16 protein-coding genes and 3 pseudogenes are annotated in these 17781 nt (G+C 60.0%); 7 read left to right on the plus strand and 12 right to left on the minus strand.

Translation table 11 applies throughout. The features are described from left to right. Positions 1–9 precede the first annotated feature (9 nt). The 6 genes and pseudogenes from ABLU73_RS17435 to ABLU73_RS17460 all read right to left on the minus strand — a co-directional run bounded on the left by ABLU73_RS17435 (position 10) and on the right by ABLU73_RS17460 (position 6166). Positions 10–519 (minus strand): GNAT family N-acetyltransferase, encoded by a 510-nt coding sequence (locus ABLU73_RS17435; RefSeq protein WP_004202731.1) that lies wholly within the window; start codon positions 517–519, stop codon positions 10–12. Positions 520–530: 11 nt separating this feature from the next. Further along, positions 531–2794, minus strand: a pseudogene (locus tag ABLU73_RS17440) (NtaA/DmoA family FMN-dependent monooxygenase). A gap of 24 nt (positions 2795–2818) precedes the next feature. Continuing rightward, positions 2819–3940, minus strand: coding sequence for a M20 peptidase aminoacylase family protein (locus tag ABLU73_RS17445; protein WP_032456138.1), 1122 nt, complete (start codon positions 3938–3940; stop codon positions 2819–2821). Beyond that, positions 3930–4937 (minus strand): MsnO8 family LLM class oxidoreductase, encoded by a 1008-nt coding sequence (locus tag ABLU73_RS17450; protein WP_348850319.1) that lies wholly within the window; start codon positions 4935–4937, stop codon positions 3930–3932. The genes ABLU73_RS17445 and ABLU73_RS17450 overlap by 11 nt, the downstream gene beginning before the upstream one ends. A 91-nt stretch (positions 4938–5028) precedes the next feature. Beyond that, on the minus strand, positions 5029–5580 hold the full coding sequence (locus tag ABLU73_RS17455; protein ID WP_043519654.1) for a shikimate kinase: 552 nt from the start codon (positions 5578–5580) through the stop codon (positions 5029–5031). 193 nt (positions 5581–5773) lie between these two features. After that, positions 5774–6166, minus strand: a complete 393-nt coding sequence (locus ABLU73_RS17460) for a cell envelope integrity protein TolA (protein ID WP_004202738.1) — start codon at positions 6164–6166, stop codon at positions 5774–5776. Positions 6167–6258: 92 nt separating this feature from the next. Between ABLU73_RS17460 and ABLU73_RS17465 the strand changes: the two are divergent. Then, positions 6259–6540 (plus strand): annotated as a pseudogene (locus tag ABLU73_RS17465) (class I SAM-dependent methyltransferase); the annotation flags it as partial. Positions 6541–6563: 23 nt separating this feature from the next. On the opposite strand, the gene dapF reads toward ABLU73_RS17465, so the two are convergent. Further along, the gene (gene dapF / locus ABLU73_RS17470; RefSeq protein ID WP_053810326.1) at positions 6564–7430 is read right to left on the minus strand and encodes a diaminopimelate epimerase; all 867 of its coding nucleotides are present in this window, start codon (positions 7428–7430) and stop codon (positions 6564–6566) included. 157 nt (positions 7431–7587) lie between these two features. Here dapF and ABLU73_RS17475 point away from each other — a divergent pair. Then, a pseudogene (locus ABLU73_RS17475) lies at positions 7588–7839 on the plus strand (hypothetical protein); the annotation flags it as partial. 189 nt (positions 7840–8028) lie between these two features. Further along, positions 8029–9483, plus strand: a complete 1455-nt coding sequence (gene ansP / locus ABLU73_RS17480; RefSeq protein WP_004202744.1) for an L-asparagine permease — start codon at positions 8029–8031, stop codon at positions 9481–9483. Between the two features lie 50 nt (positions 9484–9533). On the opposite strand, the gene ABLU73_RS17485 is transcribed toward ansP, so the two are convergent. After that, positions 9534–9755, minus strand: coding sequence for a YgdI/YgdR family lipoprotein (locus tag ABLU73_RS17485; RefSeq protein ID WP_002906779.1), 222 nt, complete (start codon positions 9753–9755; stop codon positions 9534–9536). A gap of 148 nt (positions 9756–9903) precedes the next feature. Then, complete coding sequence (locus ABLU73_RS17490; protein ID WP_004202746.1) at positions 9904–10965, minus strand: YncE family protein; 1062 nt, start codon at positions 10963–10965, stop codon at positions 9904–9906. A gap of 257 nt (positions 10966–11222) precedes the next feature. On the opposite strand from ABLU73_RS17490, the gene pqqU reads away from it, so the two are divergent. Next, on the plus strand, positions 11223–13328 hold the full coding sequence (gene pqqU / locus ABLU73_RS17495) for a TonB-dependent receptor PqqU (protein WP_017900492.1): 2106 nt from the start codon (positions 11223–11225) through the stop codon (positions 13326–13328). Positions 13329–13396: 68 nt separating this feature from the next. Here pqqU and ABLU73_RS17500 read toward each other — a convergent pair whose 3' ends face one another. Then, positions 13397–13696, minus strand: coding sequence for a DUF406 domain-containing protein (locus tag ABLU73_RS17500; RefSeq protein ID WP_020481014.1), 300 nt, complete (start codon positions 13694–13696; stop codon positions 13397–13399). A 277-nt stretch (positions 13697–13973) separates the two neighbouring features. On the opposite strand from ABLU73_RS17500, the gene rihA reads away from it, so the two are divergent. Continuing rightward, on the plus strand, positions 13974–14909 hold the full coding sequence (gene rihA / locus ABLU73_RS17505) for a pyrimidine-specific ribonucleoside hydrolase RihA (protein WP_348850320.1): 936 nt from the start codon (positions 13974–13976) through the stop codon (positions 14907–14909). A 62-nt stretch (positions 14910–14971) separates the two neighbouring features. Here rihA and ABLU73_RS17510 read toward each other — a convergent pair whose 3' ends face one another. Both ABLU73_RS17510 and ABLU73_RS17515 read right to left on the minus strand, forming a co-directional pair. After that, a complete protein-coding gene (locus ABLU73_RS17510) occupies positions 14972–16009 on the minus strand; it encodes an NADP-dependent oxidoreductase (protein ID WP_017900489.1) in 1038 nt (345 codons plus the stop codon). A 65-nt stretch (positions 16010–16074) separates the two neighbouring features. Beyond that, positions 16075–16656, minus strand: a complete 582-nt coding sequence (locus ABLU73_RS17515) for an XRE family transcriptional regulator (protein ID WP_108433575.1) — start codon at positions 16654–16656, stop codon at positions 16075–16077. Positions 16657–16816: 160 nt separating this feature from the next. On the opposite strand from ABLU73_RS17515, the gene ABLU73_RS17520 reads away from it, so the two are divergent. Both ABLU73_RS17520 and ABLU73_RS17525 read left to right on the plus strand, forming a co-directional pair. After that, positions 16817–17335, plus strand: coding sequence for a GNAT family N-acetyltransferase (locus tag ABLU73_RS17520; RefSeq protein WP_004202758.1), 519 nt, complete (start codon positions 16817–16819; stop codon positions 17333–17335). Continuing rightward, positions 17332–17781, plus strand: a complete 450-nt coding sequence (locus ABLU73_RS17525) for a DMT family transporter (protein ID WP_004202763.1) — start codon at positions 17332–17334, stop codon at positions 17779–17781. Before ABLU73_RS17520 ends, ABLU73_RS17525 begins: the two co-directional genes overlap by 4 nt.

Here is a 17781-nt window from a genome sequence, read left to right on the forward strand (position 1 = left end):
AATGCCTCCTCAGGCGCTGTGGCTAAAGGCGCTCACCGCCAGCGCTTTAGTGAACCGCAGCCGGCCATCGTAAGGCGGCTGACTGTACTCTTCCGGGTCTCGCGCGAGGTCAAACTGCGCCTCATACCCCTGGCTGAGATAGAGCTTTACCGCCTCCGGCTGGCGGAAGCCGGTGGTCAGGTAGATATGGCTGTACCCGGCCAGCACCGCCCGCCGCTCCAGCTCCTGAACTACTTTCGCCGCCAGCCCCTGCTGGCGCAGACGGCGGTGCGTCCAGATACGTTTGATCTCTGCGGTGTGGCGATCCTTAGGTTTATAAGCGCCGGTGGCGATAATTTCGCCCTCACGCTCAAGGACGATAAACAGCCCCTGCGGCGGCAAATACCACTCGCTCAACTCCACTTCCGCATCGCGGGAAAAATAGTCGCCGTAGCGGGCGGCGTATTCAGCAAACAGCCCGCTAATAATCGGCTGCAGCTCCGGTGCGTCCGGAGAAATATCGCGGAATGCTTCGCTCATCGCGCCTCCTGTCAGTCGCCCAGCCCGGGCGGGTTGATTTCCGATTGCGGTATGCTTTCCACCCCTTCGCCCCAGCGGTTAAGCACTTTGGCGTAGTCCCCGCTGGCGATAGCGCCGTTCAGCGCCGCCTGGACGGCATTCACCAGCCCGCTGTCTTTTTTCAGCGTTACCGCGATATGCGCCGCTTTCGGCCAGCCGCCGTCGACGCTGCCCACCAGTTTGGTTTTGCCGGTCAGCGCCGCCTTCCATGCGCCAATTACGTTAGGGCCGAAAAAGGCGTCGGCTCGCCCGGTCTGCAGCGCCAGCGTCTGGGCGGCATCATCCTTGGTGTAAACCGGGGTAAACGGCTTCAGCCCCTTCTTGACGTTCTCCGCGTTCCACGCCAGCAGGATCGCCTCCTGGTTAGTACCGGAGCCGACGATAATCTTCAGCCCGGCGATGTCCTCCGCCTTGTCAATTTTGTTCAGCGGACTGGTGCTTTTGACGTAGAAGCCCAGCGAATCTTTGCGGTAGGTGGCGAAATCGAACTTTTCTTTTCGCTCTTTGGTGACGGTAATATTGCTGATCGCGGCATCATATTTGCCGGAGGTGACTCCCAGCGGCCAGTCTTCCCAGGAGGTGGGAACTACGTTCACCTCCAGCCCGAGACTCTCCGCCACCAGCCGGGCGATATCCGCCTCGCTGCCGAGCAGGGTTTTGTTGTCATCGGCGAAGACCGTCAGCGGCGGTGAGTTCAGGGCCGCCACCGCGACGGTGAATTTCCCCGGCACCGCCAGATGCAGATCTTTCGGCAACAGGGCAATGGCCTTCGGGTTTTTCGCTGTGTGAATCGGCGTTTTGTTGGCCTCCAGGCTTACCCCGGTGCCATTGATCTTGACGTCCTGTGCCCACGACGAGGCGCTAAATGCCAACGCGACGGCCAGCAAGAGTGTTGTTTTCTGCATAGCGTGATTCTCTTTTCTTATTTTTGGAATTGATTAGCGGGTAGCGCCAGGCCCAGACTTTCCCGCAGGGTGGTGCCCGGATAGTCGCGACGGAACAGACCGCGCGCCTGTAACAGAGGCACCGCCTCGTCAACAAAGCGCGGGAAGGTTTCCGGCGTGCCGCCCTGAATGATGAAACCGTCCGCCGCGCGCTGTTCGAACCACAGCTGCAGGCCATCGGCGACATCGCTGGCGGTGCCGGTAAAGCGCGGACGTGGGCTCGCGGCCTCCAGGGCCACCTGGCGCAGGGTTAATCCCCGCTCGCGGGCGTGACGTTTAATCTCGTCGGTGGTGCTGCGGAAGCTGTTTTGTCCCAGGTCGCCAATATCCGGGAACGGTTCATCAAGCGGGTACTGCGAAAAATCATGGTGCTCGAAATAGCGCCCAAGATAGTTCAGCGCATCCTCGATGGAGACCAGCGCCGCGGTGGCCTGGTACTGGCGCTCCGCGTCCTCGGCGTCATCTCCGACAATGACGCTGACGCCCTGGAAAATATGCAGTTGATCCGGGGTGCGCTGCCATGCCGCCAGCTGGCTTTTCACGTCCTGGTAAAATGCCTGCGCCTCGGCCAGCGACTCCTGATGGGTAAAAATGGCATCGGCGTGGCGTGCGGCTAATTTTTTACCGTCGTTCGACGCGCCAGCCTGGAAAATAATCGGTCGTCCCTGCGGCGTGCGGGCAATATTCAGCGGCCCGGCCACTTTAAAGAAATCGCCGTGATGATCGAGCGTATGCAGCTTATTTTTGTCAAAGAACTGGCCAGTCTCCTTATTGCGCACAAAGGCGTCCTCTTCCCACGAATCCCATAAGCCTTTTACCACCTGCAGATATTCATCGGCAATGCGATAGCGCAGCGCATGATCCGGATGCTGGGCCCGGGAGAAGTTTTTCGCCGACCCTTCCAGCGGCGAAGTGACCACGTTCCAGCCCGCCCGCCCCTGGCTTAAATGGTCAAGGCTGGCGAACTGTCGGGCGGTGGTAAACGGCTCGCTGTACGAAGTGGATAAGGTCCCCACCAGCCCCAGCCGCCGGGTAACCGCGGCCAGCGCGGAAAGCACCGTTAAGGGCTCGAAGCGATTTAAAAAATGGGGAATCGATTTTTCATTAATATATAAACCGTCGGCGACAAAAATAAAATCCAGCTTACCCGCTTCCGCTTTTAACGCCGTCTCTGTAACAAAATCAAAATTAATACTGGCGTCGGCCTGGGCCGCCGGATGACGCCATGCGGACATATTTCCCGATGCACCATGTAATATGGTTCCCAGACGCAATTGTCGATTTTCAGACATAGCTACCCCTTCCCCTGCCATCCGTTAAATGTGTTGTAACGCTTCTTCCGCGAGCCGGGCGAAATAATGTGCCGCGGGCGCAATCAGCCGTTCATCCGGATTAAATGCCGGATGGTGCAGACCATATTCGCTGGCGCTGCCGATGCTGACGAACGCCCCGGGAATATGCTGAAGATAGACCGCAAAATCTTCGCCACCGAGATGCAGATCGGCGTAGTGAGTGCGATACCCGGCCTGAGCTGCCACCTCGCTGGCGAAGTCGGCCCAGCGGGCGTCGTTGACCAGCGCCGTCGGGCCGGCGTACCAGAAGACGTCAATCTGCGCGCCAAAAGCGCTGGCGAAACCGGCCGCAATCTCGCTGACCCGGGCTTTGACACGCTGTTGCACTTCACTGCTGTGGGTGCGCAGCGTCCCCTCCAGTTCGACGCTCTCCGGCAGCACGTTCCAGGTATTGCCTCCCTGGATCCGCGTCACGCTGAGCACCACCGAGTCGAGGGTGTTCACTTCCCGGCTGGCTACGCTCTGCAGCACCGTCACCAGCTGGCTGGCCAGCAGGATCGCATCCTTTCCTTCATGTGGGCGGGCGGCATGCGCCCCCTTCCCGGTCACTTTGAAGACGAAGCGATCGACGTTGGCGTAGAACGCGCCGCCGCGGGTGGCAAATTCGCCCACCGGCAGGCCGGGCTCATTGTGCATACCAAAGATCGCCGACACGTCCTCCAGCGCCCCGGCGCGGATCAGGGTTTTCGCGCCGCCAAAATTTTCTTCCGCCGGCTGAAACAGGATCCGTACCCGCCCCGGGAGTTCCGCTTCCCGATCCTTCAGCAGCAGCGCCGCCCCCAGCATCACGCTGGTGTGAATATCATGGCCGCAGGCATGCATCACCCCTTCATTTTGCGAGCGGTAAGGCAGACCGGTCGCCTCCTCGATGGGCAACGCGTCGATGTCCGCCCGCAGGGCAATCACCTTGTCGCCGCTGCCGACTTCGGCGACCAGCCCGGTTTTCAGATCGAAGGGCAGCAGAGTCAGCCCGCCGCTCTGCAGCCAGTCGCGGATCCGCGCGGTGGTGGCTACTTCCTGTAGGGAGAGCTCTGGGTTCTGGTGCAGCTCGCGCCGCCAGCTAATCAGTTGTTGTTCAAAGGACATTCAGCACCTCCTTGCCGTAGTGAGCCTGCGCCAGCAGGCGCAGGGAGCGCAGGCGCGCTGGCCCGTCGCTAATGGGGGTATCAATGATGAGTTCATCCAGCTGATCTTCCGCCTGCAGCGCGTCAAGCCGGGCTTTAACCTGTTCGGGAGTACCGGAGATCAGTGAAGATTCGCGGCGGTGGATGCGTGTCGGCCGGCTGCCAGCCTGGCGGGCAAAGGCGACGGCCTGAGCCTCACTGCCGACGGTCACCCGCTGGCCGTTCTCCAGCTCGACGCCCCACACCTCGACCTGCTGCGCCAGCGCAGCGGCGGTGGCCGGATCGTCAGCCACCACCACCTGCACGGCGACGATCGCCTCACGCGGGCTGAGCTCGCGCCAGCGGTTGATCACCGTGCGGCGCAGCGCGCTGTCGCCATTGAGATGGGCGGCAAAGACAAAGTTCCAGTCAAGACGGGCGGCCAGTTCCGCACTCTCCAGGCTGGCGCCGAGCAGAAATCCGTCGGCCCGGCGCGGCGGGATCGGCGTGGCGCGCAGGCTCTCCTCTCCCCCTGGCTCAGTCAGTGACAGCCAGTTATCCAGCTGCGCCAGCTGATCGGCAAAGGTCCCTTTCTCCTCCTGATGCAGGCCCTGCTGCAGGGCGCGGGTGGAGAGCGGCAGGCCGCCAGGCGCCTTGCCCACCCCGAGATCGATGCGACCCGGCGCGAGGGCGGCCAGCAGGTTAAAGTTTTCCGCGACTTTATAGGGGCTGTAGTGCTGGAGCATGACGCCGCCGGACCCAAGACGAATGCGCCGGGTGCGGCCCAGCAGCCAGGCGATAACCAGCTCCGGAGAGGGGCTCGCCAGCTGATCGGTATTGTGGTGTTCGGCGACCCAGAAGCGGTGATAGCCCCAGGCTTCGGCGTGTTGCGCCAGCGTTAATGTGCGCGCCAGCGCCTGCGCGGCGGTTTCCCCGGCGGCAAGCGGACTTTTATCCAGGATACTGATTCGATAAGACATTTCGCAGGCTCATATGAAAGTACGTGCCTGCATTATTAAAATCTCTGCTAACTATTGAGAAACAATTAATTCACATGTGTACTGCTGAAAATTAGATATGCCCGCCTGACCGCTGCGCTTCCAGCTCGCGGAGCAGCGCCTCGGCCTGCCGCGGACTGCGCAGCCGGACGAAGCGAATATGCCGATATTGCGGATCCTGCATATCGGCCAGATAGCGTCGACGATTCTGCCGCCAGGTCTTCAGCGTCCAGAGGATGATGGATTCCCGGCTGCAGAACGAACGGCGGAAACTCTCGCGGTTGCCGGTGCCCGGCCATAGCTCCTGTTGTCGCCACGCCCGGCTCGCGGCCCGCCACACCGCCTGGCGCAGCGTGCGCCAGAGGCCATAATCCAGCCAGATCACCAGATCCACCTCGCGCCATTTGACCCCGCGGCTGCGATTGTAATTGCCATCCAGCACCCAGCCCGGCGAGGCCGTAGCGGCGGCAATAGCGGCGAAAAACGCCTCATCCGGCGTGCCCTGCCAGTTCGGCCGCCAGTACAGGCGATCGAGCTCGATCCAGGGTAGTCCCAGCCGGTGCGCCAGGCGCCGGGCCAGAGTGGATTTGCCTGAGCCGCTGGTGCCGACCACGTTGATGTTCATCTCTCTTTCTCCCTGGTAGCCATTCCCGTTGTTCGCCGCCTTTGCCCGGATGAGAAAAGGCAATGTGTAACAGCCGCTGACGACAGCAAGCGCAATGAAAAAAGTGGTGAGATTCCCCGGCAACCACGGTCAGCCACGCACACGCGGTGTCGCCAGGCTTTTCCAGCCGGCAAAAGCCGACCAGACAGTCAATTTAACCCTGCATATCAAAGCCGGACTGCTGAAAATCCCGGAAGACATCGGGGTTGTTAAAAGGCGGGAACGTGGCCTTCCTGGCAGCAGCGGCTAACTCGTCACAATAGGCTTTGTTACCGTTGCTGGTCGAGACATGTAAAACCGTGCCATCCTGCGCAAAGGCTAAATGCAACCTGCATTTCTTACCCTGCCAGCGCTCGGGGGTATCCATCTGGGCTAGTATCGCGGCCCTAATGGCCCGCGCCTGGGCGCCCCACTCATCCCGATCGTCCCAGCGGCCAGAGCCACAGCTTCCCGTCGCGGTCGTTTTATGACAGCCGGAGGGCTGTAACGGTGCGCAGCCCGCGCCCAAGGCAGAGATAAGGGTTAATAAACACAATTTCTTCAACATACCGGCTTTCCTGCCCGTAACGAATTGGAAAGGTTGCCATTATGCGCTACTCGCAGGCGAGGCACCAGAGAGCGGAGCCAGGCTCTGACGGGGCGAGAAGATGACTTCAACCCGCTGGCCGGCTGGTGATCGGCTCGATGTGCGAGCTCCCGCGTTACGCAGAAGACCTCGCCACTTACGATCCTGTCAAGCATCATCTCCTGAAAGAGGGGCAGCCCTGGCGTACGCTTAAACCCCTCCCGGCTTTACTGAATGAGATACAGCAGGCGCAGTTTAGCGTCCTTGCCACCAACGTTAAGCACAATGCCTGGTGGGATCATGCCACCATCGTTTGTTCGGCAAACGGGCCGTCGGCTGATCCTCAGGAGAGTTAATTTCAGGCTGACCGCGCCATCTGTTATGCAGCGCCAGTAAAGATGGCGCTGCCGCCAACAAAGCAGTCTTTATCCAGCGTCAGGCTGGCGATTTTATGCACCGGGCCACGCATACGGACCTGAAAATCCGCGCCGAAGGTGATGCACAGCTGGCCGCCTGGCATGTTGACATCCACCCGATCGTCCACCCTCCCTAACCGGCGCATGGCGCTGGCCGCCGCGCAGCTGCTGCTCCCGGAGGCCATCGTAAACCCGGCGCCCCGCTCCCAGATACCAATCTTCAGCGTATGGCGATCGACAATTTCCACGAACTGCACATTGCAGCGTTTGGGGAATAAGGGATGATGTTCAATTTGCGGTCCTAAACGATGAACCTGTTCCAGGTCGAGCTTATCCACGAGGACAACGCAGTGGGGATTGCCCATGGAGACCAGCACGACGGACAGGGTTTCATCCGCCAGCGTCAACGGATAATTCACTGCCTCGGGCAAATTCACTAAGGCGGGTAACGCCGCCGGATTGAAATTCGCCCGCCCCATATCCACGCTAATCTGATGAAAATCACTCTCCACGGTGCAATAGACATCTCCGCCCACCGTGTGCACTAAAAAAGGCTCATGGCCGACGCGACCGATATCAAACAGATAGCGCGCATAGATCCGTAGCCCATTACCGCTTTTCTCCGCCTCGGAGCCGTCCGGATTAATAATACGCAGCGTGGGATGGGTTTGATCGCCGCTGTCGATCAGCAGACCATCGGAACCAACGCCATAGTGGCGATGGCACAGAATTCGAATATGCTCGTTGCTCAGCTGGTCGGCAACGGCGCGATGGCATACCAGGTAATCATTACCCAGTCCGTGATATTTATGAAAGTGTAAGGGGGTCATTGTGTGGGGTCGCCTGGCGCTATGGGTCTGATGCATCTTACAATACCTGCGCCGCCAGAATGAATTAAACACTAAGGCTTAACCGCTCTGTTCATTCTGCTCTTCGGCAGACAGGCGTCATGCTTCTCCCGTCTGCGCATCCCCGCCGTGACTGACGCTGAAGCCATTTATGCTGAAATATCCGGATATTAACATCAAAAGCACTGATGATAATGGCCAAACGGTGGTCGTCGATGACCGGTTAAACGCTGGGCTGCGACTCGGCGAACAGCTGGCTATCGCCTGTGACCAACGAATGCGCCAGCAGGCGAACTGGCCCCACGCCGTCCCCGGACAGCCTCGCTATTACCCCAGTCGACGCCAACATACCAGCGCTTTCATTCTGTTGCGGGAAACTCTGCGACGCTGATCTCATTGATAAATCTGTCAAATGCTATCGGTAAATGTTTTAGGTGCGTAACTATTAGGTTACGTGTAGGATTCAGCGCCATGTCTGAGCTTATCTCCTACGTCAGAATGATGAGAAAGCCAGCATAATGTGCCAGCCGTCCTCCACACCGGCTGCAAACATGGGCATTGACAGGAAACTGATACATCAATGAATACGAAACACGACACTGCAGCGGAGCACCATGCTGCAAAACGCCACTGGCTCAACTCACACGAAGCGGGTTATCACAAAGCGATGGGCAACCGTCAGGTACAGATGATTGCCATCGGCGGCGCCATCGGTACCGGTTTGTTCCTCGGCGCCGGGGCACGTTTACAAATGGCAGGGCCAGCGCTCGCACTGGTCTATCTGGTCTGCGGCATCTTCTCTTTCTTTATTCTTCGCGCGCTCGGCGAACTGGTTCTCCACCGCCCCTCGAGCGGCAGCTTCGTCTCTTATGCCAGGGAATTCCTCGGCGAAAAAGCCGCCTACGTGGCCGGCTGGATGTACTTCGTTAACTGGGCAATGACCGGGATCGTCGATATCACCGCCGTGGCGCTGTATATGCACTATTGGGGCGCCTTTGGCGATGTGCCGCAGTGGGTCTTCGCCCTTGGCGCGCTGGCCATCGTTGGCACCATGAACATGATCGGCGTGAAGTGGTTCGCCGAGATGGAGTTCTGGTTCGCACTGGTCAAAGTACTGGCGATCGTCGCGTTTCTCGTGGTCGGTACCATTTTCCTCGGCTCCGGTAAGCCGCTGGACGGTAATGCCACAGGCTTCCACCTGATCACCGATAACGGCGGCTTCTTCCCGCACGGCCTCCTGCCGGCGCTGGTGCTGGTGCAGGGCGTGGTCTTCGCCTTCGCCTCCATTGAGCTGGTGGGCACCGCGGCCGGTGAGTGTAAAGATCCGGAGAGGATGGTGCCGAAGGCCATCAACAGCGTGATCTGGCGTATCGGCCTGTTTTACGTTGGGTCGGTGGTGCTGCTGGTGCTGCTGCTGCCGTGGAACGCCTACCAGGCGGGACAGAGCCCGTTTGTTACCTTCTTCTCAAAACTGGGCGTGCCGTACATCGGCAGCGTGATGAACATCGTGGTATTAACCGCCGCCCTCTCCAGCCTTAACTCCGGCCTCTACAGCACCGGACGTATTCTGCGCTCCATGTCGATGGGGGGCTCCGCGCCGAAGTTCATGTCGAAGATGAGCCGTCACCACGTCCCTTACGCCGGGATCCTGGCGACGCTGGCGGTGTACGTGGTCGGGGTGTTCCTCAACTATCTGGTGCCGTCGCAGGTGTTTGAGATCGTCCTCAACGTCGCTTCGCTGGGGATCATTGCTTCCTGGGGCTTTATCGTGGTGTGTCAGATGCGTCTGCGCAAAGCGATTAAGGAAGGGAAAGCGGCTCAGGTGAGCTTCAGAATGCCGGGGGCGCCGTTCACCTCGTGGCTGACGCTGCTGTTCCTGTTTAGCGTGCTGGTGCTGATGGCCTTCGATTATCCGAACGGCACCTATACCATTGGCTCCATCCCGTTGCTGGCGGTGCTGTTGGTGGCGGGCTGGTTTGGCGTGCGTAAGCGCGTGCATGCGATTCACAGCACAGCGCCGACGCTCAAGCAGTAAATGGCAGGACTCCCGGTTTGTCCATCGCGGGCAAACCGGGAGGTCAGGACTTAGTTATCCTCAACCAACTGCGACACGTCGCTGCTATTAATCTCCCGCTTATTACCAGACTCATCGATATAGCTGGTCATCCCCGTTTCTTTATCCAGCTGCGGCTTGCCGTGAGTCACGATCGTCTGACCGCTTTTGGTGGTCATAACGTAGTTGGACGAACAGCCTGCCAGCAAGGCCAGCATCGCGCCGGCGCAAATCACCATGAATGGCTTTTTCATTTTATCTCCACTGATTACCACTGCCCGCGCGAGGCGGGAAAGGGGTAAGTGTATAACCATCTGGTTTATCAGGCCAATACGCGTTTGTAACAGAGGGTGAGATGCCGGGCGCGACCACCGGTGGCAGTGGTCGTCGCGCCCGGGGACCTTACAGCGCGATGCGGATCACATCGTCCGGGGCGGTGGCCTCTTTCTCACGGCTGGAAGCTTGTTTCACGCTGACGTACAGCGTTTTGCCGTCATCAGAGAGCGCCAGGCTGTTGGGATGGGTCGGCGTTTTAAAGGTCTTCACCACCTTATAACTCTTGCCGTCGATAACGCTCACCTCCCCCGCTTTACGATGCGTCACATAGGCTTCGTTGCGGGTGGGGTTGAACAGCACCGCCAGCGATTCCGGCGCGGCGATTTTCTCCAGCACCTTGCCGTCGCGGGTATCGACCACCAGCACTTCCGGCTGCTTGCTGTCGGTAATAAAGGCGCGGTGGCCGGCGGTATCGAGGCTCAGGTTAAGGTAGAAATGCGCCTTGCCGTCATCCAGCAATTTTTTGCGCGACACAATGGTGTTGTTCTCGCTGTCGATGGTTAGCAGTTCGCCGTCGGCGTTGGTGGTATAGAGACGCTTAGCCTGCGGGTCGATCGCCAGGCCCGTCGCCATTGCCCCGGTGCCGGTAATGGTCGTTTTCAGCTTCAGGGTAGCGCCGTCCACCACCCAAATCACGCTCTCTTTGCCCAGACCGGTAATGTAGACGGTGTTGGTTTGCTCATTGACCGCCAGCTCGCGCGGCTGCAGCGGGCGCACGGTTTCACTGCGCTGACGCTCGTCCAGCACCAGTCGCCCCTTCACGGCGCCGGTTTTGGCGTCAATGGCGGTGACGGTGCTGTCAACGGTATTGCCAAACCACAGCGTACCGGTGGCATGGTTGATAGCGGCGCCGAACGGCTTCAGATCGTTGTGAATAATCTGCGTCACGTCGAGGGTGGTGGGGTCAAGACGATACACAATCCCGCCCTTGTCCAGCGAACGACTCTGCGAAGTGGCAACCCACAGCGCGTTCTCCTGCTGGCTGTAGGCCATTTCGTAGGCCCCTTTTCCGACGGCCTTGCGCAGCATCTCTTCCGCGGCGTGGGCGCTAAAGCTGCCAGCCAGCAGCAGAGAAGTGAATAACAGTGAATGGCGCAGACGCGGCGCGGCAAACTGACGTAATGACATGACGACTCCCTTTGATAAACCTGTATGTGCTGACCCGACATCGCTTCCGGCGGCAAAGTCATGGCTCTACCTTGTTTTGAATGAGAATAGTAATCATTATTCTTATTAAAGTGGAGCGCTAATTGTTGTTGTTCGGTAAATTCGTCAGCCTTGAGCACTATCCGTTAACCAACGGCAGTTAATAATTTTCAAATATTTTACAAACGGGGTAACATATATACATATGTTCCATTTGGTTCGTCTCCCGAGTACTATCGATGAAAATCCTATCCGTGCGACATGCGGCCTTGCCGGCCCTGCTGCTGCCGCTCATCGCCGCCGCCCAGGCCGCCGATGAACAAACCATGGTGGTGACCGCTGCGCCAACCACCGTTTCTGAACTGGATACCCCCGCCGCCGTCAGCGTGGTCAATGGGGATGAGATGCGCCAGGCCGCGCCGCGCGTCAACCTTTCTGAATCGCTGGGCGCCGTGCCGGGCCTGCAGGTGCAGAACCGGCAAAACTATGCCCAGGATCTGCAGCTGTCGATTCGCGGCTTTGGCTCCCGCTCCACCTACGGCGTGCGCGGGCTGCGCATCTATGTGGACGGCATTCCGGCGACCATGCCCGACGGCCAGGGGCAGACGTCCAATATCGATATCGGCAGCGTCGACACCATTGAGGTGCTGCGCGGCCCCTTCTCTGCCCTCTACGGTAACTCGTCCGGCGGGGTGATCAACGTCACCAGCCAGACCGGCACCCAGCCGCCCACCGTGGAAGCCAGCAGCTACTATGGCAGCTTTGGCACCTGGCACTATGGAATGAAAGCCACCGGCGCCGTTGGCGACGGCAGCCACGCGGGCGATGTGGATTACACGGTGTCGACTAACCGCTTCACCACCCACGGCTATCGCGATCACAGCGGCGCGCGCAAAAATCTGGCCAACGCCCGGCTGGGGGTGCGTATCAACGACGTCAGTAAGCTGACTCTGCTGCTGAATAGTGTCGATATCAAAGCCAATGACGCCGGCGGATTAACCGCCGATGAATGGCGCGATAACCCGCGCCAGTCGCCGCGCGGCGACCAGTATAATACCCGCAAAAATACCCGGCAGACCCAGGCAGGTCTGCGCTATGAGCGCCAGCTGAGCGCCCAGGACGATCTCAGCGTCATGATGTACGCCGGGGAACGCGAAACCACCCAGTTCCAGTCGATCCCGCGCGCGCCGCAGCTGAAGCCGAGCCACGCCGGCGGGGTGATTGACCTCACCCGCCACTACCAGGGGATCGATACCCGGCTGACCCATCGCGGGGAGCTGCTGGTGCCGGTCACCCTGACCGCCGGTCTTGACTACGAGAACATGAGCGAGCGCCGCAAAGGCTATGAAAACTTTGTGATGGTCAACGGCGCGCCGCAGTATGGCGAACAGGGCGCGCTGCGTCGTAACGAACGCAACCTGATGTGGAACGTCGACCCTTACCTGCAGACCCAGTGGCAGCTCACCGACAAACTTTCGCTCGATGCCGGGGTGCGCTACAGCTCGGTATGGTTCGATTCGAATGACTACTACATCACGCCGGGCAATGGCGATGACAGCGGCGATGCCAGCTATCACAAATGGCTGCCCGCAGGCTCGCTGAAGTATGCCCTGACCGACGCGTGGAACGTCTACCTCTCCGCCGGCCGCGGCTTCGAGACGCCGACCATCAACGAACTGTCATACCGCTCCGATAACCAGAGCGGCCTTAATTTCGGCCTGAAGCCCTCCACCAACGACACGGTGGAGATCGGCAGCAAGACGCGGATCGGCAATGGGCTGCTCACCGCCGCCCTGTTCCAGACTGATACCGATAATGAGATCGTGGTCGACAGCAGCAGCGGCGGGCGCACCAGCTATAAAAACGCCGGCAAGACCCGTCGCCAGGGCATGGAGCTGGGACTGGATCAGCAGTTTGGCGAGAGCTGGCGCCTGAAGGCGGCCTGGACCTGGCTGGACGCGACCTATCGCACCAACGTCTGCGGCGACGCCAGCTGCAACGGTAACCGTATTCCGGGGATCGCGCGCAATATGGGCTACGCCTCATTCGGCTATCAGCCTGAGCAGGGCTGGTACGCCGGAAGCGATATTCGCTACATGAGCGACATCATGGCGAATGACGAAAACACCGCCAAAGCCCCGTCCTGGACGGTGGTCGGCCTGACGACCGGCTATAAGTGGAGCTATGGCAGGATGGATATGGATCTGTTCGGCCGGGTCGACAACCTGTTCGACCGCGAGTACGTCGGGTCCGTCATCGTCAACGAGTCCAACGGACGCTACTACGAGCCCGCGCCCGGACGCAACTACGGTATCGGGCTAAACCTCGCCTGGCGCTTCGAGTAACGCTCGACTTCGCCCGCGGATTCGCGGGCGAAGGCGTTATTCTCAGGCGCTAGCGCCCGGGACGCTGATTAAAGCAGGTTTCTCAGGGACAATTCGAAAATGATCTTTTCCGCCTGGCAGGAGAAGGCGATGGACAGATCGAGCTTCACCTCGTCGCCGGCGGCGGCGAGGGTGTAGTCAACCTGCGGCGGTTCACTGGCGGGCGCCGCCGCGGCGGCACGCTCGCGAACGGCGGCTACGGTTGACTCCGCTTCCTCGCGGCTCGGGAATAATTTCTCAGCCCGGTAGACGCAGTCCTCGTTATCAATGATCGTCCCGACATCAATGGCGCAGCCTTTGGTGCTGCATTTATCTACTACATCTTTCATCGTCATAACCTCTTGAGTTTTCTTAAGGATAAGAATCCGCTCGCCGAAAAGCAAACCATTAATATCCGTAAGGATTAGCGATTTTTATTCTATCGCGCCGCGGCGGACGCAAGCTTGCGCCACCGCAAGGCGAGGCCTGATGACGCAGGACCGCCGCGACTAACCGTGCGATTGCCGGTGCAACCGTGCTTGCCATCACACTATTCTGCACACTATCTCGTCTGCTTCGCGCCGCAGCGTTAGTCTGGTCACAGAACAACGCCAACAAGGAGCTGCTATGGCACTGCCGATTATGATTGATTGCGATCCGGGACATGATGACGCGATCGCCCTGGTCCTCGCTCTCGCCTCGCCGGAGCTGGAGGTGAAAGCCGTCACCGCCTCCGCAGGCAACCAGACGCCGGAGAAGACCCTGCGCAACGTGCTGCGTATGCTGACCCTGCTGAACCGAGCGGATATTCCGGTCGCCGGCGGCGCGTGGAAGCCATTGATGCGCGACCTGATCATCGCCGATAACGTGCACGGGGAAAGCGGACTGGATGGCCCGAACCTGCCGGAGCCGGCCTTTGCCCCGCAGAACTGCACCGCCGTCGAGCTGATGGCCAGGATGCTGCGGGAAAGCCGGGAGCCAGTGACACTGGTGGCCACCGGGCCGCAGACTAACGTGGCGTTGCTGCTCGCCAGCCATCCGGAGCTGCACGTGAAGATCGCCCGCATCGTGATCATGGGGGGCGCCATGGGGCTGGGCAACTGGCAGCCGGCGGCGGAGTTTAATATCTACGTTGATCCGCAGGCTGCGGAGATGGTCTTTCAGTCGGGGATCCCGGTGGTAATGGCGGGCCTGGATGTCACCCACCGGGCGCAGATCCTTCCTGCGGATATTGAGCGATTCCGCAAGATTGGCAATCCGGTATCCACTATCGTCGCCGAACTGCTCGACTTCTTTATGGCCTACCATAAGGATGAAAAGTGGGGCTTCGACGGCGCACCGCTCCACGACCCCTGCACTATCGCCTGGCTCCTCAAGCCGGAGCTCTTTACCACTATCGAGCGCTGGGTCGGCGTGGAAACGGAAGGCAAATATACCCAGGGGATGACGGTGGTCGATTACTACCATCTGACCGGCAATCCGCCCAATACCACCCTGCTGCTGGATGTGGACCGCGAAGCCTTTGTCGATCTGCTCGTCCAGCGGTTAGCCTTTTACGCCTGATATTCATGCAGCGCCTCTCTTCCCGGCCGGGAGAGAGGCGCATTCAGGCTAAACCCGGCGTATTAGTCGTCCGCCGACACGCGGATCACCACCTTACCAAAGTTTTCGCCTTTCAACAGGCCGATCAGCGCCTGCGGCGCCTGCTCCAGACCGTCAATCAGCTGTTCGCGATATTTAATTTTCCCCTCCTGCACCCAGCGCCCCATCTGCTGCTGGAATTCCGCGATCCGATGCCCGTAATCCTGGCCGATAATAAAGCCCTGCATCCGGATGCGTTTCTTGAGGATGGTCGCCATCAGCAACGGCAGACGATCCGGCCCATCCGGCAGACCGGTGGCGTTATAGCCGCTCACCAGCCCGCAGACCGGAACCCGGGCCGCGGTATTCAGCAGCGGCAGCACCGCGTCAAACACCTTGCCGCCGACGTTTTCGTAGTAGACGTCAATGCCCTGCGGGCAGGCCTGGGCCAGCTGTTCGGCAAAGTCCGCTGCGCGATGGTCAAGGCAGACATCAAAGCCTAAGGTGTCAACCGCATAGCGACACTTCTCCGCGCCGCCGGCGATGCCGACGGTACGGCAGCCCTTAATTTTGCCGATCTGTCCGACCGTGGCGCCCACCGGCCCGGTGGCCGCAGCGACCACCAGCGTGTCACCCGCCTTCGGCTGGCCAATGTCCAGCAACCCCATGTAGGCGGTGAAGCCCGGCATCCCCAGAACCCCCAGCGACCAGGACGGGTGCTGCGGGTTGTCCCCCAGCTTCACCAGTCCGCTGCCGTCGGAAAGCTCATAATCCTGCCAGCCGCTGTAGCCCAGCACCCAGTCGCCTGGTTGAAAATCATCATGCTGCGAGGTCACGACGCGACTCACGGTCCCGCCCACCATCACCGCGCCAATGGCCACCGGCGGTGAATAGGACGGCGCGTCGCTCATCCGCCCGCGCATATAGGGATCCAGCGATAAATAAACGGTACGCAGCAGAACCTGGCCCGGCCCTGGCGTCGGTACCTCGCTCTCTTCCAGGCGGAAATGCTCTGCCGTCGGTTCACCATGGGGACGGGAAGCCAGTACCCAGCGGCGATGGCGTTGCGGTTGTTCTGTCATAGCAAACTCCTCTTGTTAGCAGACTGTACTGAGGCTAGCTGCTTTATGCGCAATGCGCTTTAACATTAAGAGCCGGATGGCGATTGATTAAGGCGCACCACCAGATAGACGCAGGTCTCTGCGGACTCATTGATAAAGCGGCAGTCGTTCGGCGGGCCGAGCTCCAGACAGTCCCCTGTCTGCATCTCGTGGCGGGTATTCCCTTCCATGAACACCAGCTCGCCCCGCTGCAGCCAGATCAGCTGGCGGGCCAGCGCATAGGACGAGGCCGGCATCGGCACATCGCTGCCGGGCGGCAGCTCGATCTGCACCAGGTCAATGGGCAGATCGCTGCGCGGCGAAACGTGGCGGCGGAGATAGTGGCTTTGCGGGTCGTGCCATACCGGCTGGCTGGCAAAACGCAGCAGCTTGCCTTCCTGCATTTCAGCCCTGGCGATCAGGGTCGACATACTGATGCCGAAGGCGCCGGAAAGGCGGCCCAGCATCGACGCCGTCGGGCTGCTTTCGCCGCGCTCGATTTTATGGATCATCGCCCGCGAGGCGCCCGCCCGTTCGGCCAGGTCGTTCAGCGACCAGCCACGGGATTCGCGCTCGATGCGGATGCGCGCGCTGATACGCTGATTGAGGTTGTCTTCTATAGTATTCATAACGTAACACTATAGTGTGCGCGCCCGCATTACACAATCGCCCGTTGGGCCGCGCAGCCCCTGGCCCATCAGCAATATTTTGCTGAAAACGGATGACAGCGTGACGTTCATTATTGTAATAATAACGTACTACTATAGTGTACGAGAACTGAGGTTTGCTATGTCCATCCGCCCTGCCATTAAAGACGATTGCGCGGCGATCGCCGAGATCTATAACCACGCCGTCGTGCATACCGCCGCTATCTGGAATGACAAAACCGTGGATACCGACAACCGCATCGCATGGTTTGAAGCCCGCCAGCTGGCCGGCTTTCCGGTGCTGGTGAGCGAGGAAAACGGCGTCATCACCGGCTATTCCTCTTTTGGCGACTGGCGCGCGTTTGACGGCTTTCGCCACACCGTGGAGCATTCGGTGTACGTTCACCCCGACCATCAGGGGAAAGGCCTGGGCCGCAAACTGCTGGTTGCGCTGATCGCCGAAGCGCGGCGGCTGAATAAACATGTGATGGTCGCCGGGATCGAGTCGCAGAACCACGCCTCGCTGCACCTGCATGAAACGCTGGGCTTTATCACCACCGGGCAGATGCCGCAGGTGGGAACCAAATTTGGCCGCTGGCTGGATCTCACCTTTATGCAGCTGCAGCTGGATGCGCGCCAGGAACCGGACGGTAAGGCATGAATGCGTCGCTCACCCTCGCCTGTCTGGTGGCCGCCGGCGTAGGCCTGGTACTACAGAACACCCTGATGGTGCGCATCACCCAGTCGGCGTCGACGATCCTCATCGCCATGCTGCTCAATTCGCTGGTGGGTATCGTTATTTTCGTGACCCTGTTGCTCCTGCGCCAGGGCGCCGCTGGCTTTCAGGAGCTGGCCCTGAGCGTGAAGTGGTGGACGCTGATCCCTGGCCTGCTGGGGTCCTTTTTCGTTTTTGCCAGCATCAGCGGCTATCAAAACGTCGGCGCGGCCACTACCATTGCGGTACTGGTGGCCAGCCAGCTGGTCGGCGGGTTGATCATGGATTTAATTCGCGCCCACGGCGTACCGCTGCGGGCGCTGATCGGGCCATTATGCGGCGCGGTGATGCTGGTAGTGGGCGCCTGGCTGGTGGCCAGACGCCAGTTCTGA

Origin of the sequence: Klebsiella sp. GG_Kp175 (assembly GCF_040062325.1) — a bacterium.
Lineage (GTDB): Bacteria > Pseudomonadota > Gammaproteobacteria > Enterobacterales > Enterobacteriaceae > Klebsiella > Klebsiella quasipneumoniae.

Bases quoted from the DNA above. Each gene is read 5' to 3' on its own strand.
- ABLU73_RS17485 (WP_002906779.1), bottom strand. From the start codon at position 9,755: ATGAAAAAGCCATTCATGGTGATTTGCGCCGGCGCGATGCTGGCCTTG.
- ABLU73_RS17450 (WP_348850319.1), bottom strand. From the start codon at position 4,937: ATGTCTTATCGAATCAGTATCCTGGATAAAAGTCCGCTTGCCGCCGGG.
- ABLU73_RS17525 (WP_004202763.1), top strand. From the start codon at position 17,332: ATGAATGCGTCGCTCACCCTCGCCTGTCTGGTGGCCGCCGGCGTAGGC.
- ABLU73_RS17500 (WP_020481014.1), bottom strand. From the start codon at position 13,696: ATGAAAGATGTAGTAGATAAATGCAGCACCAAAGGCTGCGCCATTGAT.
- ABLU73_RS17455 (WP_043519654.1), bottom strand. From the start codon at position 5,580: ATGAACATCAACGTGGTCGGCACCAGCGGCTCAGGCAAATCCACTCTG.
- ABLU73_RS17520 (WP_004202758.1), top strand. From the start codon at position 16,817: ATGTCCATCCGCCCTGCCATTAAAGACGATTGCGCGGCGATCGCCGAG.
- ABLU73_RS17515 (WP_108433575.1), bottom strand. From the start codon at position 16,656: ATGAATACTATAGAAGACAACCTCAATCAGCGTATCAGCGCGCGCATC.
- ABLU73_RS17460 (WP_004202738.1), bottom strand. From the start codon at position 6,166: ATGTTGAAGAAATTGTGTTTATTAACCCTTATCTCTGCCTTGGGCGCG.
- pqqU (WP_017900492.1), top strand. From the start codon at position 11,223: ATGAAAATCCTATCCGTGCGACATGCGGCCTTGCCGGCCCTGCTGCTG.
- ABLU73_RS17510 (WP_017900489.1), bottom strand. From the start codon at position 16,009: ATGACAGAACAACCGCAACGCCATCGCCGCTGGGTACTGGCTTCCCGT.
- rihA (WP_348850320.1), top strand. From the start codon at position 13,974: ATGGCACTGCCGATTATGATTGATTGCGATCCGGGACATGATGACGCG.
- ABLU73_RS17445 (WP_032456138.1), bottom strand. From the start codon at position 3,940: ATGTCCTTTGAACAACAACTGATTAGCTGGCGGCGCGAGCTGCACCAG.
- ansP (WP_004202744.1), top strand. From the start codon at position 8,029: ATGAATACGAAACACGACACTGCAGCGGAGCACCATGCTGCAAAACGC.
- ABLU73_RS17490 (WP_004202746.1), bottom strand. From the start codon at position 10,965: ATGTCATTACGTCAGTTTGCCGCGCCGCGTCTGCGCCATTCACTGTTA.
- ABLU73_RS17435 (WP_004202731.1), bottom strand. From the start codon at position 519: ATGAGCGAAGCATTCCGCGATATTTCTCCGGACGCACCGGAGCTGCAG.
- dapF (WP_053810326.1), bottom strand. From the start codon at position 7,430: ATGACCCCCTTACACTTTCATAAATATCACGGACTGGGTAATGATTAC.